Below are 15,164 nucleotides of genomic sequence, written 5' to 3' on the forward strand. Positions count from 1 at the left end.
CAATACACATACTTTTTACAATAAAGTATTCGTTTGCAACTACACTATATGGATAATACATTTATCTTTTACTGTATTCTTTTCATTCTAATTGCAGAGTTTATACTTGCTACGGTAATGAATTACCTGAACGCGAAGCGTTTTAAAGACCCCATCCCAGAAGATTTAATTGACGTTTATAACTCTGATGAGTATGAGAAATCTCAAGCCTACAAACTAACTAATTATAAGTTTAGCGTTTTTACATCCATATTTTCGTTGTTGCTTATTTTGTCATTCTTATTATTTGGCGGATTTGCCTACGTAGATAGTATTGCCCAAAACCAGAGCGACAACATTATACTACAAGCTTTAATTTTCTTTGGTATCATTATGATTGGAAGCGATATTATCAATATTCCTTTTTCATACTACCAGACATTTGTAATCGAAGCAAAATTTGGGTTCAACAAAACGACCTTATCAACTTTCTTTTTAGATAAATTAAAGCAATGGGCAATGACCATAATTGTAGGTGGTGCAATTCTATCTTTGGTGATTTGTTTTTTTCAATGGGCAGGAACTAATTTTTGGTTATACACGTGGGCATTGGTTGCAGTCTTCACTTTATTCATGAATGTCTTCTACAGTAAACTAATTGTGCCATTGTTCAATAAGCAAGAACCTTTAGAACCAGGCAGCTTAAAAGAAAAAATTGAAAATTACGCGGCACAAGTAGGCTTTGATCTTCAGAATATATTTGTCATTAACGGGTCTAAGAGATCTACAAAAGCAAACGCCTATTTCTCAGGATTTGGAAAAGAAAAGCGAGTAACCTTATATGACACCTTAATAAATGATTTAGAAGAAGAAGAAATTGTTGCCGTACTTGCACATGAGATCGGGCATTACAAAAGAAAGCATATCATATATAATTTAGCGACCTCAATTCTACTAACCGGGTTAATGCTATTGGTCTTGTCGTTATTCATAAACAATCCTGAAGTTTCTTTGGCAATTGGTGTTGATAGACCTAGTTTTCATGCAGCACTGATCGGTTTTGGAATCTTATATAGTCCTATTTCTGAAATTACAGGATTGTTAATGAATCATTTTTCAAGAAAATTTGAGTATCAGGCAGATGACTATGCTAAAACTACATATGCAGCTTTACCATTGGTCACTTCATTGAAAAAGCTATCAAAAAACAGTCTTAGCAACCTTACTCCACACCCGGCATATGTATTTATGCACTATTCTCACCCACCGTTAATCGATCGCATACGTAATTTAAAGGCATAATTTTTGTTGTGCATCATATAAGATTATCTTATTTTTAATCTAGTATGACACAGGCAGCGATAGAAGAAGAAAATAAGCTTATAGCTCAAGAGTACAAAGAGTTACTTCGAATTAGTTATCAAACATTGACAGATGATGATAAAAAACTAATACGAAGCGCTTTTGAGGTCGCTGTAGACGCGCATAAAACTCAACGAAGAAAATCTGGTGAAGCTTATATTTTTCACCCTATAGCAGTGGCTAAGATAGTAGCTTCCGAAATTGGACTTGATGCCGTTTCCATAGCCTCTGCCCTATTACATGATGTCGTTGAAGATACCGAGTATACTTTAGATGATATTGACCGCATGTTCGGTGAAACCGTTGCCCGTATTGTTGACGGACTCACAAAAATATCACATTTAAAGAAAGATATGAACATCTCGCAGCAAGCCGAGAATTTCAGAAAAATGCTTTTGACCTTAAATGATGATGTTCGTGTAATCATTATAAAAATAGCAGATAGATACCATAATATGCTCACTATGGATTCTATGCCAGAGCATAAGCAAGTAAAGATAGCATCTGAAACTTTGTATATCTACGCTCCCCTTGCACATAGAATTGGTCTCTACAACATTAAAACAGAATTAGAAGATTTAAGTTTAAAATATACAGAGCCAGAAGTTTACAACTCTATTAAAGACAAAATAGAAGACAGCAAAGAAGATCAGCAGGCTTATATTGATGCATTCTCTGGCACCATTGATAATTCACTTAAAAAAGAAGGACTCAATTACATTATAAAAGGGAGGATGAAGTCTATCTTCTCTATGCGCAAAAAGATGATCGCCCAGAATGTAACTTTTGAGGAAATCTATGACAAGTTTGCAATTAGAATTATTTATAAATCTGACCCGCAGAACGAAAAATTTCTTGCTTGGAAAATTTATTCAATAGTTACCGATCACTTCACCCCAAACCCTGTTAGATTAAGAGATTGGATATCCTCTCCTAAATCTACAGGTTATGAAGCTTTACACATTACCGTTATGGGACCAAAAGGCAAATGGGTAGAGGTTCAGATCAGAAGTGAACGAATGCATGAAATAGCTGAAAAAGGCTATGCGGCGCATTTTAAATACAAACATGGTGATCAAAAAGAACAAGGTATAGAGGTTTGGTTAAACAAACTGCAAGAAGCATTAGAGAACGCAAATACAAATGCAGTTGATTTTGTGGAGGAGTTTAAACTTAACCTGTACTCTAAAGAGATATTCGTATTCACACCTAAGGGAGAACTAAAATCCCTACCAAAAGGAGCTACTCCATTAGACTTTGCCTTCAATATACATACAGAAGTAGGTATGCGTACCAGAGGCGCAAAGGTCAATGGTAAATTAGTTCCTTTGAACACCACACTTTCAAGCGGAGATCAAGTAGAAATAATAACATCTAATCAAGCAAAACCAAATTCTAACTGGTTAGATTATGCCACAACTGCTAGAGCTAGGGCAAAAATTAAATCTGTTTTACGCGAAGAGAAAAAATCTGTTGCTGAGGATGGAAAAGAAATTTTACGCAGAAAATTAAAATCTCAAAAAATTTCGCTCAATGAAGACTCCATCAATAAAATGGTTTCCTTCTTTAAATTAAAGACAAGTCTAGATTTGTTTTATAGAGTTGGTATAGGTTCTATTGACAATGCCATGATCAAAGACTTTGCTTCTTCTTATAGCAATGCATTCATTAGTTTCTTTAAGAATAGAATGCGAAAATCGCCTACACAAGAAGACATCAACAAAGATGAAATCACGGCCAAGTATGATATGCTTGTTTTTGGCAAAGAAGAAGAAAAATTGGAATACAAGTTATCTCAATGTTGTAACCCAATACCCGGTGATGAAGTATTTGGTTTTGTAAGTGTATCTGAAGGAATTAAAGTGCACAAAAAGAACTGTCCAAATGCCATTTCGTTACAATCTAACTATGCCTATCGTATAATTAGTGCCAAATGGATAGATTCATCTCAACAAGAATACCAAGCCGACATAGTCATGACAGGTATAGATAACTTAGGACTTGTTAATGATATTACAGAAGTTATTTCTGATATTATGCACGTGAATATGCGTAATTTAAATTTCAGCACAGATGGTGGTACGTTCAAAGGTAAGATTACCGTAGTGGTAAAAAACAAGGCAGTATTGAAAAAGCTGACCGATAATCTTATGAACATCAACGGTATTGATAAAGTTACTCGTATTTAGAAAAAGGAAATTAAAATTTAAATGTACCTTTGTGTATTAATGTAGTAAATATGTCTTCTGATAAAAATCAAGAAATTGTAAAAAACGTCTTCACCGCCTTTTTAGAGGACAAAGGACATAGAAAAACCCCTGAACGTTACGCTATTCTTCAAGAGATTTACGAAAGTGACGAACATTTTGATATAGAGTCTCTATATATTAAAATGAAGAATAAAAACTATCGTGTTAGTAGAGCTACTTTATATAACACCATTGAACTTCTTTTAGATTGTAAATTGGTACGTAAGCATCAATTTGGAAAGAATCAGGCACAATATGAAAAATCATATTTTGATCGTCAGCATGACCATGTTATACTTACCGATACGGGTGAGGTAATGGAGTTTTGTGACCCAAGAATACAGTCTATCAAAAAAACGATAGAAGAAGTTTTTGACATAACCATAAATACACATTCCCTATATTTTTACGGGACCAAAAATACTCCTGCTAAAAGTGCAGGCAAAAAAGAAATTAAATAAAACTAACCAAGTATATAAAATTTAGATGGCAGTAGATTTATTGTTAGGCCTACAATGGGGTGACGAAGGAAAAGGAAAAATTGTTGATGTATTAACTAGAGATTACGACATTATTGCACGTTTTCAAGGCGGTCCAAATGCTGGTCACACCTTAGAATTTGACGGTATTAAACACGTTCTTAGAACTATTCCTTCAGGAATTTTTCATAAAAAAGCAATGAACGTTATTGGTAACGGTGTTGTTATAGATCCGGTTGTTTTTGTAAAAGAACTTGAAGGTTTGGATCAGTTTGATATAGACTACAAGGCTAAACTTATTATCTCTAGAAAAGCACATTTAATATTACCAACGCACCGTTTGTTAGATGCAGCATCTGAAGCATCTAAGGGTAAAGCAAAAATTGGTTCTACATTAAAGGGTATTGGTCCAACTTATATGGACAAGACCGGTAGAAACGGTATGCGTATTGGAGATTTAGAACTGGATTCTTGGAAAGAAAAATACCGTCATTTAGCAGATAAACATGAAGCAATGATCAGCTTCTATAATGTTGATATTCAGTATGATTTAGAAGAAATGGAAGTAGAATTTTTTGATGCCGTAGAGCGTTTGAAAGAATTAACTTTTATTGATAGCGAAGAGTACTTGAATGAAGCTATAAAAGCAGGTAAAACTATATTGGCAGAAGGTGCTCAAGGATCTTTATTAGATATAGATTTTGGAACATACCCATTTGTTACATCATCTAACACTACTGCGGCAGGAGCTTGTACAGGTTTAGGTATTGCCCCTAATAAAGTAAAAGAGGTGTTTGGAATTTTCAAAGCATATACAACACGTGTAGGTTCTGGTCCATTTCCAACAGAATTGTTTGATGAAGTTGGAGCAGAAATGGCAAAAGTAGGTCATGAGTTTGGTGCGGTAACTGGTAGACCACGTCGTTGTGGCTGGTTAGATTTAGTAGCATTAAAATATGCTTGTCAAGTTAATGGTGTTACCCAGTTAAACATGATGAAAGGCGATGTCCTTTCTGGTTTTGATAGCCTACAAGTTTGTACCGCATATGAATACAAAGGAAAAACAATAACTCATTTTCCATATAACATAGAACCAGAAAATGTAACTCCTATTTATACTGAGTTCCCATGTTGGAAAGAAGATTTGACCAAAATGACTTCTGCAGATCAATTACCTAAAGAACTTAATGAGTACATAGACTTTTTAGAAAAAGAATTAGAAGTGCCAATTAAAATTGTTTCTGTAGGTCCAGATAGAACACAGACAATTTTAAGATAAACATCTAACGACCAAGAGAGGTTGTTCAACTTGCAGGAATGGCGATATAGGGAAATACCTTTATCGCCATTCTTTTTTTTTGTATTTTCAAGTCTGTGTAAAATGCACATTTTTACAATTCAACAACAACTTAAACTACAAGGCAACAAATGAAAATAACCTCATACGCCTCATTCTTATTTTTTCTTGTTTTAGCGTCAGCTTGCAAAACAGAAAAAAAAGATAAAGCAGAAGAACAAACCCGCACAGAACAAGAAAAAGAGAACGAATGGATAACTCTTTTTGACGGCACTACAACCAAAGGTTGGCGCGCCTACAACGGCAAAGAACTACCACCAGGTTGGATTGCCAAAGACGGAGAATTACAGTTTGATACCGAATTAGGTATGGAACAAGATTATACGGGCGGTACGGATATTATATACGGCGCAGAAGAGTTTGATAATTTTGAGCTCTATGTAGAATGGAAATTACCAAAGGGAGGAAACAGCGGCATTTTCTACCACCTAAAAGAAGGCTATGATAGTCCACCAGAAGTTGCTCCAGAATATCAATTGATTGATGATGAAAACTATGCTAGCATCCATAATATTACTGATTACAATATAAGCTTAGGTTACACCGAAAATCCGGAAGAATTAAAACCTCTTCAACAAACAGCTTCTGACTATGCCATGCACGCCGCAAATCCTGAAGGTAAAATATTGCATCCGGTTGGGGAATGGAATACTACAAGAATCATATTTACCCCAGAACAGGTAGAGCACTGGTTAAACGGCAAAAAAGTAGTTTCATTTGTACCTTGGGACGAAGCTTGGTATGAGAAAAAGAATTCGGACAAATGGAAAAACAGTGAGGATTATGGCAAGTTTAAAACTGGTTATATCGGTTTTCAAGACCATTCTAGTCCAATCTGGTTCAGAAATATAAAAATCAAAAAACTTTAACCACCACACCAATGAATAAAAGAGACTTTTTAAAAAACGCAGCGGCATTGTCCACATTTGTATTATTACCAACTGGGCTTTGGTCTTGTAAAAAAGAGGTGAAGAAATTAACTAGGCTAAAAACTGCACACATTGGTGTTGGCAATATGGGAGCCGAAGATTTAAAAGCAATATCATCTCATAGTAAAGTTGATGTCACCGTATTATGTGATGTTGACGCCAACAACTTAGCAGCTGCCAAAGAACTACATCCAAATGCAAAAACATATAGCGACTATAGAGTAATGTTGAAAGAGATGGGCGATGAAATTGACGCCGTTGTGGTTTCTACTCCAGACCATACACACGCACCAGCTTCAATGATGGCAATGGAAATGGATAAACCTGTATATTGCCAAAAACCACTAACCCATTATGTATCTGAAGCTAGAGCTATGAACAAGCTTGCCGAAGAAAAAGGCTTGGTGACCCAAATGGGAATTCAAGTACATTCATTCTATGATTATAAGTTAGCAACTTTATTAATACAATCCGGCATAATAGGTAAAGTACATACTGTACGTGCATGGTCTCCAAAAGACTGGGGTTATGATGGAACCGAACCAACAGGGTCAGACCCCATCCCAGAATCACTAGATTGGAATTTATGGCTAGGAACCTCTGCAGAAAGACCGTATAAAGAAGGTTTTTATCACCCGGGCAACTGGAGAAAATTAGTAGATTATGGTTGTGGTACTTTAGGCGATATGGGCGTACATATTTTTGACACTCCATATAATGCACTCGCTCTTAAGGTTCCAAAGACCATTAAGAATGAATGTAGGGAGCCAAACGGATTCGGTTTTCCACAGAAAAATATCGTAACCTATGAATTCCCACAGACGGAATACACCGCAGAAACCTTAAAATGGGTTTGGTATGATGGTCCTGGCGCCCCAGAAGACCATGAAGATTTAATATTACCAGGTGCAAAGAATATAGCTTCTACTGAAGATACTTCAAAAGAATCAATGGAAGATAAAATGTCTTTAGATACCAAGGAAGCTAGTGAAGGCACATTACCAGATCAAGGTGCCATGTTCATTGGTGAAAAAGGAAGGTTATTGTTACCACATTTCATGCAACTACCAAAGAAGATTGTTGATGGGGAATATGTAGATATTACCGCAGAAATTGAAGCAGTAGAAAAAGCGAACAATATGGGTAAACCAATTAGAGATTATGATTTGGAAGGACCTAAACACTATCATCAGTTTGTAGATGCTTGCTTGGGTACGGATAAAACTACAGCTCCATTTTCATATGCATCTAGACTAACGGAAACTATTTTGCTGGGCGTTATTGCGGGTAGATTCCCTAACCAAGTATTACATTGGGACAGTGAGAATGCAAAATTCGCCGAAGAAGAAGCAAATGCTTTTCTAGAAGGCGATTATAGAGATTTCTAAATTTTGATGTAAAATAATAAAAACCACTTTCGGGTGGTTTTTTTATATCTCTACTATTCTGAATTTACCATACATATGTAAATTTAGATATATTTGAAAATGGACTAAAATATATGTTTTCATATTAAAATTACACGTCATCAAATCAAATAAAAGATGATACTTTTCACATTAAAATCCCAAAAATATCATAACCATGACAAGGCTCTTTTAAAATGTCCTATTTTTGAAAAAATTTTTAGGTTGAAAAAGATTTATTCCGTTGTTTTTTTATTCTTTACATGCATTCTTTTTGGCTATGCCCAACAGAATACTACCGAAGAAGAACCCAAACAAATTAATATCGTCTACGGTGCCAATTTCACCAAAAATGAAGCTGAATACCCTGGCGCATCTATATTTAGCAAAGACACCCGTCAAGTTCAATTTGAGCACCAAGGTGCAGATTTATGGTGCGATGTTGCCATCTATTACCAGTTAGAAAATAGATTAGAAGCTATTGGTAATGTTATTTTAAAGCAGGGCGATTCTGTTGAAATGACAAGCAAAAAAATTAATTATTTAGGCGATGTAAAATTGGCTAAAGCATGGGGAAATGTTGTCTTAACAAATTCTGACATGACTTTAAGAACGGACACTTTGCGATTAGACCGTGAAAAACAAGAAGCTTTTTATCAAGATAACGGTACTGTAGTAGATTCAGCAAATACATTGACAAGTAAAATTGGCAAGTATTTTATGGAACTTAAAAAATATCAGTTCTTGGACAGTGTACATGTTAAAAACCCTGAATATACTTTAGACTCAGAACAATTAGACTATTACACAAATTCTAAAAATGCCTATATGTATGGTCCGTCGACCATAAACGGGGAAACGTATAAGATATATTGTGAAAGAGGATTTTATGATACCAAAGTAGAAACCGGCTACGGAATTAAAAACACACGTATAGATTACAACAACAGAATTATTGAAGGTGATAGTGTGTACTTCAACAAAGCAGAGGAATTTGCATCTGCTACCAATAACATTACAGTAACAGACACTATTAATAACGGCATAATTAGAGCTCATTATGCCGAAGTATTTAAAGCTAAAGATTCTGTATTTGCAACGAGAAGAGCAGTATCTATTTCTGTTCAAGAAAGAGATTCTCTATTTGTTCATGGAGATACGTTAATGGTTACCGGTAAACCAGAAGATAGAGTGCTACGTGCTTTTAGAAATGCTAAATTCTACAAAACAGATTTAAGCGGTAAATGTGACAGCATACATTCAGAACAAAAAACGGGTATTACACAATTAATTAAGAACCCTATTATTTGGAACGGTGCCAATCAAATGACAGGTGATAGCATTCATCTAAAATCGAACTTAGAAACGGAAAAGCTTGATTCTCTAAAAGTATTGAACAATGCCTTTATAATATCCCTAGACAGTGTTAGTATGACAGGATATAATCAAGCCAAAGGAATTAATTTATTCGGAAAGTTTATTGAAAACGAATTAAAGCTCATAGACTTAGTTCAGAATACCGAGGTCGTTTATTATATGTATAATGATGATGACGAACTTATAGGTATAGATAAAACTGTTTGTAGTAAGATAAGAATTACAATGGTAGAAAATGACATTGAAGACCTTACCTTTTACACAGACCCTGATGGCGATATTTTCCCCGAAAAGGATTTACCAAAAAACAGTAGAATTTTAAAAGGCTTTGTGTGGCGTGGTGATGAACGCATATTGACCAAAGACGATATTTTTGATGAAGATGACAATAATCTAAAACTCGTTGTTATTAATGGAATTGATAACCCTATTGACATTGATGCCGAAGAACAACAACGAAGTCAAAACGAATCTGACCCTGTCAATAATACTCCTGCACAAAATAAAGCAACAGACCCTAAAAAGTCGGTAAAGCCTAAAAAGGTGAAATAGTTATTTCACATGAACAAAGATTTTCTAAAATATCAAGCACAAACTTCTCCCTACCCTTTAGGTATGGAAGTTTCTCATGCTAGCGGTAGTTATATCTATGATACTAATGGTAATGCACATTTAGATTTTGTTGCCGGTGTATCGGCATGCACACTTGGCCATTGTCACCCAGATGTGGTAGATGCCATAAAAGAGCAGGTAGAGAAATATATGCATGTAATGGTGTATGGCGAATATGCACAATCACCTGCAACCATTTACACAAAATTGCTTGCTGATAATTTACCTGAACCATTAGAGGTCACCTATTTGGTTAATTCTGGCACAGAAGCTATTGAAGGTGCTTTAAAATTAGCACGCCGATTTACCGGTCGTTCAGAAATCATTGCAGCTAAATCTGCTTATCATGGTAATACCATGGGTAGTTTAAGCTTAATGGACTTTGAAGAACGCAAAAGTGTTTTTAGACCTTTACTACCAGATATTTATCATATCAGTTTCAATAACGAAGAAGATTTAGAAAAGATAACAACCAAAACTGCTTGTGTAATTTTAGAAACTATACAAGGCGGTGCAGGTTTTATACTTCCTACAAATGACTATTTAAAGAAAGTAAAAGCACGTTGTACAGAAATGGGAGCGTTGTTAATACTTGACGAAATACAGCCAGGTTTTGGTAGAACAGGAAAACTATTTGCTTTTGAACATTTTGACTGCATACCAGATATTTTGGTCATAGGTAAAGGCATGGCATCTGGTTTACCCGTTGGTGCTTTCACCGCCAATAAAGAAATTATGCATACGTTAAGTGAGAATCCTAAAATGGGACATATCACAACTTTTGGTGGTAATCCGGTTATTGCAGCATCTAGTTTGGCAACATTGAAGGTACTGTTGAATTCTACTCTAATTGCAGATACTATAAAGAAAGAAATACTTTTTAAATCGCTATTAAAGCATCCGAAGATAAAAGAAATCAGAGGTAAAGGGCTAATGCTTGCCTTGATTATGGATTCTCCCGAAACAGCAAATGAATTAGTCTTAAAAGCTAAAGAAAAGAACCTTATTCTATTCTGGTTATTATTTGAAAATAGAGCCGTTAGAATTTCTCCGCCATTAACAATTTCAGAAAAAGAAATTAAAGAAGGTTGCGCTATAATTTTAGCACTTCTTAACTCTATGTAAATCAACGTTGTTAACTAATTTGTTAATAATATCGATTGGCTCCATGGCTGAAACCCCGCACAATCGCTTACTTTTAAAATATCTTGTAAAACCAAAAAGTTCCTATGGCGTTAGAATCTAACGAGAGACCGGACAAGCCGATTACAAAATTTGAATCGATGTTAAAGACAGATGATGTCTATTTCTTTGATGCAGAAGATTTTGAAGATATTGTGCACCACTACCTTAATCATGGGAAGATTTCTTTGGCTAAAAAAGGGATTAAAATTGGTTTACAGCAGCATCCCGCCTCCATAGAACTAAAATTACTACAGGTAGAAGTCATGGTTTTTGAAAACCAGATGGAAAAAGCCGAAGCGCTGTTAGATGAATTACAGCAGCTGGATAATAACAATGATGAAATCTACATTCAACGTGCCAATATTTATTCCAAAAGAGATGACCATGCTGGCGCAATAGAATTGTTACAAAAAGCACTAAGCTTCACTAATAACAGTTTTGACATCTACAGCCTATTGGGTATGGAGTATTTGTTCATGGACAACTTCAACAATGCCAAAGAGAGTTTTATGAAGTGTGTGGAGTTTGATGAACAAGATTATTCGTCACTTTATAACGTGGTATATTGCTTTGAATTTCTTGAAGATTATGATGGTGCTATAGTTTATCTGAACAGCTATTTAGAAAAGAACCCGTATTGCGAAGTAGCTTGGCATCAATTAGGTAAACAGTATTATTTTAAAGAAATGTTTACTGAAGCCTTGACCGCTTTTGATTTTGCAGTTATTTCAGATGACACTTTTATTGGAGCCTACTTTGAAAAAGGAAAAGTACTTGAAAAATTAGGTCGCCATAAAGAGGCTATTGAAAACTACGAAACCACTATTTCTATTGAAGATCCAACATCTCATGCATTTTTAAGAATTGGAAAATGTTATGAAAAATTAAAGGATACTGAAATGGCCAAATACTATTTCTACCAAACTGTTCATGAAGATCCACTTTTAGACAAGGGTTGGCTGGCCATTACAAATCTATATTATAACAGTAGAGATTTTGAAAAGGCAGTTTTCTATATTAATAAAGCTTTGAATATTGACGGAGAGAATCCACAATATTGGAAAAAATGTGCTCAAATTCACATGGCTTTAAAGAATTACGATCAAGCAGATTTCGCCTTTAAACAAGCGGTAGACCTTGGTAATTTTGAAATAGATACATGGTTAAGTTGGGCAGAAGTAGTTCATATTAATGGAGAAGAATCTGCTGCGGTAGAGATTTTAGCACAAGGAAGAGAGTTTTATCCTGAAAATTTAAAACTTTTATATAAATCTGTAGGCTACTTATTACTTGCCGAGGACCCTATTAATGCACGAATTATGCTAATGGACGCATTAAAGATTGATAAAAAACAGAAAAAACTACATTTGTTCACTGAAAATTTTCCAGAATACGGCAATTCTGAATGGACACAAGAAATTGTAAGAAAATACAATAAAACCTCATAGATTAGGTTCTACATTTCATGGACAATAGAAAACTAAAAGATTATACTTTCATATCTCTAAAAGGTATGGCAATGGGTATTGCTGAATTGGTACCGGGAGTATCTGGTGGAACAATCGCCTTTGTAACAGGCATATACGAAGAATTCATTACTTCTATAAATAACGTCAATCTAAAAACATTAAAAGTTTTAAAGGAAGAAGGCTTTAAAAGCTTTTGGGAGAAATTGAACGGTAACTTTCTTTTAGCCTTGGTCATTGGTATGATGATAAGTATTTTCTCATTATCAAAAGTTATTGCTTGGTTATTAGAAGAACATCCTATAATTACTTGGTCGTTCTTTTTCGGTTTGGTGTTGGCAAGTGTCATTTTCGTTGCCAAATCTATTAAAAAATGGAATGTTTTAGGTTTTGCCTTATTTCTAATTGCAACGGTCACAGCTTTCTACATAACCACCCTACCCCCTTCTACTAGTTCTGGTAGTCTGCCATTTATCTTTTTATCAGGAGCTATTGCCATTTGCGCAATGGTTTTGCCAGGTATATCGGGCTCTTTTATATTGGTACTTTTAGGATCTTATAAAAATGTTTTAGAGGCTGTAAATGAAAGAGATTTTGGCATTGTTATCACTTTTGCTTTTGGCGCTGCCTTTGGTATACTAAGTTTTGCTAGAATTTTAAAATGGATGTTCACCAATTATAAAAATAGCAGCTTAGCTTTTTTAACGGGCTTCATCTTAGGATCATTGAACGAAATATGGCCATGGAAAAATATTATAGAGGTTATTCAGATTGGTAAAAAAGAAATAATTATTGACGAAAATATTTCACCGTTCGCTTTTCAAGGTGATAATCAATTAACCTTTGCTATTGTTGCCGCTGTAATAGGTTTTTCTCTTATTTTTATATTAGAAAAATCAGCTTCTAAGAAGTAACGCAAAAACCTAAATGAACGAAACCCGATCCTTTACAGATAAATTTTTCTTGGTCGTAAAGGGACTTTGTATGGGTGCTGCCAATAAAGTACCAGGTGTATCTGGTGGTATAGTCGCTTTTGTTGGTGGCTTTTACGAAGAATTCATTTATTCCCTTCAAAAAGTAAATGGAAAAGCTTTTAAGCTACTTATCAATGGTAGACTTAAAAGCTTCTACAGATATATAAACGGTTCTTTTTTAACCCTGCTCATCTTTGGCATGCTGGTAAGCTACTTCAGCATATCTAAAGTATTAGATTATTTTTTGGTTAAACGAGAACTTTATGTTTGGGCCGCTTTTTTTGGTATGATTCTAGGATCCATATATTATATAGGCAAAGATTTCGATTACTGGAAAAAGAAAACCTTTACCGCCGCATTGATAGGTTTAAGTGTAGGTGTTGCCATTAGTTTTCTTAGTCCCGCCAAAGAAAACGACAACTTACTATTTATCTTCTTATGTGGTATGATCAGTGTATCTGGCATGACTTTACCTGGGCTTTCAGGCTCTTTCATATTAATATTATTAGGCAATTACGTACTGTTATTAGTAGATTCTGTTAATGCGTTATATGATACATTTTCAGAGTTAATTGTGGGTGATTTTAGTTTTACCTCCAATACAGAAAGATTACATACCTTAAAAATCTTAGCAGTATTCACCTTGGGATCCGCCACAGGTTTAGTTACCCTCTCCCATGTATTGACTTACGTCTTAAAACATTTTAAACATGTAACTACGGCTACAATATTAGGTTTTATTACTGGATCATTAGGTGTTGTCTGGCCATGGAAAAGAACAATTTTTAAAACGGGTATTGACGGAGAAAGCATTTTAGATACGAACGGAAAACCGATAATAATGAATTATGAGCGGTTTATACCAGATTTGACCACCGTAGAAAACTGGATAGCTATTTTCTTTATTTTAATTGGTATTAGTATTTTGCTACTTTTAGATTGGTATGGAAAAAACAGAAAAACAGAAAACTAACTACGGTTTAATAGGAAAAGATATTTCTTATTCATTTTCAAGAGGTTACTTTAAAAATAAATTCGAAGAGATGGGATTGGATCATTGCCAATATCAAAACTTCGATTTACAATCTATTTCAGAATTCCCTACTATATTTGAAAACGCCGAAAATGTTCAAGGCCTAAACATTACCATTCCCTACAAAGAAGATGTAATGGCATTTTTAGATGACATGGATAATGCCGCAAAAAAAATTGGAGCTGTAAATACCATAAAATTTACGGCGAATGGTTTAGTAGGTTACAATACCGATGCCTACGGATTTGAAAAATCTATAGAGCCCTATTTAAAAGAACATCACAAAAAAGCATTAATCTTAGGAACGGGAGGAGCATCAAAAGCAATCGCATTTGTATTGAATGAATTAGGAATTGATTTTTCATTTGTTTCCAGAAGTGGTAAAAACAAGGGTTATACCTATACTGAACTAACCGATGATATTATTACCGACTATACTTTAATTATTAACTGTTCACCAGTAGGCACGTTCCCAAATATTAAAGAAAAGCCGGCTATACCATATTCCAAAATAGGCACGGAACATCTACTTTTTGATCTTATTTATAATCCTGAGGAAACTGCATTTTTAGCTACAGGAAAAGCCAACGGCGCAGCAATTTGTAACGGTCATAGAATGTTAGAGTATCAAGCTGAAAAATCTTGGGAAATCTGGAACCGATAGTTCTTTCATTATAAACTTATTTTTAGAAAGACAGTGTAAATTATAGGTTTACGCTAGATTACTCTTTTGTGATATAACTAAAAAGAACCATC

At 34.7% G+C, this 15,164-nt stretch carries 12 protein-coding genes; all 12 read left to right on the plus strand.

Annotated elements, in window-relative coordinates:
• The first annotated feature begins 48 nt into the window (after window positions 1–48).
• Window positions 49–1,281, plus strand: a complete 1,233-nt coding sequence (locus PXD56_RS14710) for a M48 family metallopeptidase (protein ID WP_276494100.1) — start codon at window positions 49–51, stop codon at window positions 1,279–1,281.
• A 44-nt stretch (window positions 1,282–1,325) separates the two neighbouring features.
• On the plus strand, window positions 1,326–3,530 hold the full coding sequence (locus PXD56_RS14715; RefSeq protein WP_276494101.1) for a RelA/SpoT family protein: 2,205 nt from the start codon (window positions 1,326–1,328) through the stop codon (window positions 3,528–3,530).
• Window positions 3,531–3,580: 50 nt separating this feature from the next.
• Window positions 3,581–4,051 (plus strand): Fur family transcriptional regulator, encoded by a 471-nt coding sequence (locus tag PXD56_RS14720; protein ID WP_276494102.1) that lies wholly within the window; start codon window positions 3,581–3,583, stop codon window positions 4,049–4,051.
• 25 nt (window positions 4,052–4,076) lie between these two features.
• Complete coding sequence (locus tag PXD56_RS14725; protein WP_276494103.1) at window positions 4,077–5,348, plus strand: adenylosuccinate synthase; 1,272 nt, start codon at window positions 4,077–4,079, stop codon at window positions 5,346–5,348.
• 149 nt (window positions 5,349–5,497) lie between these two features.
• On the plus strand, window positions 5,498–6,295 hold the full coding sequence (locus PXD56_RS14730) for a 3-keto-disaccharide hydrolase (protein WP_276494104.1): 798 nt from the start codon (window positions 5,498–5,500) through the stop codon (window positions 6,293–6,295).
• A gap of 11 nt (window positions 6,296–6,306) precedes the next feature.
• Entirely contained in the window at window positions 6,307–7,743 is a 1,437-nt protein-coding gene (locus PXD56_RS14735; RefSeq protein WP_276494105.1) for a Gfo/Idh/MocA family protein, read from the plus strand.
• 234 nt (window positions 7,744–7,977) lie between these two features.
• Window positions 7,978–9,690 carry an OstA-like protein gene (locus PXD56_RS14740; protein WP_420828451.1) on the plus strand — a complete coding sequence of 571 codons (1,713 nt, stop codon included), beginning with the start codon at window positions 7,978–7,980 and terminating at the stop codon, window positions 9,688–9,690.
• 9 nt (window positions 9,691–9,699) lie between these two features.
• Window positions 9,700–10,875, plus strand: coding sequence for an aspartate aminotransferase family protein (locus PXD56_RS14745; RefSeq protein WP_276494107.1), 1,176 nt, complete (start codon window positions 9,700–9,702; stop codon window positions 10,873–10,875).
• A 104-nt stretch (window positions 10,876–10,979) separates the two neighbouring features.
• A complete protein-coding gene (locus tag PXD56_RS14750; protein ID WP_276494108.1) occupies window positions 10,980–12,383 on the plus strand; it encodes a tetratricopeptide repeat protein in 1,404 nt (467 codons plus the stop codon).
• A 17-nt stretch (window positions 12,384–12,400) separates the two neighbouring features.
• Window positions 12,401–13,315, plus strand: coding sequence for a DUF368 domain-containing protein (locus PXD56_RS14755; protein ID WP_276494109.1), 915 nt, complete (start codon window positions 12,401–12,403; stop codon window positions 13,313–13,315).
• A gap of 13 nt (window positions 13,316–13,328) precedes the next feature.
• Window positions 13,329–14,348: a DUF368 domain-containing protein gene (locus PXD56_RS14760; protein ID WP_276494110.1), complete on the plus strand. Its 1,020-nt coding sequence runs from the start codon at window positions 13,329–13,331 to the stop codon at window positions 14,346–14,348.
• Window positions 14,320–15,072: a shikimate dehydrogenase family protein gene (locus tag PXD56_RS14765; protein WP_276494111.1), complete on the plus strand. Its 753-nt coding sequence runs from the start codon at window positions 14,320–14,322 to the stop codon at window positions 15,070–15,072. Before PXD56_RS14760 ends, PXD56_RS14765 begins: the two co-directional genes overlap by 29 nt.
• Window positions 15,073–15,164: the final 92 nt, after the last annotated feature.

Origin of the sequence: Maribacter zhoushanensis (genome assembly GCF_029350975.1) — a bacterium.
GTDB classification, from domain to species: domain Bacteria; phylum Bacteroidota; class Bacteroidia; order Flavobacteriales; family Flavobacteriaceae; genus Maribacter; species Maribacter zhoushanensis.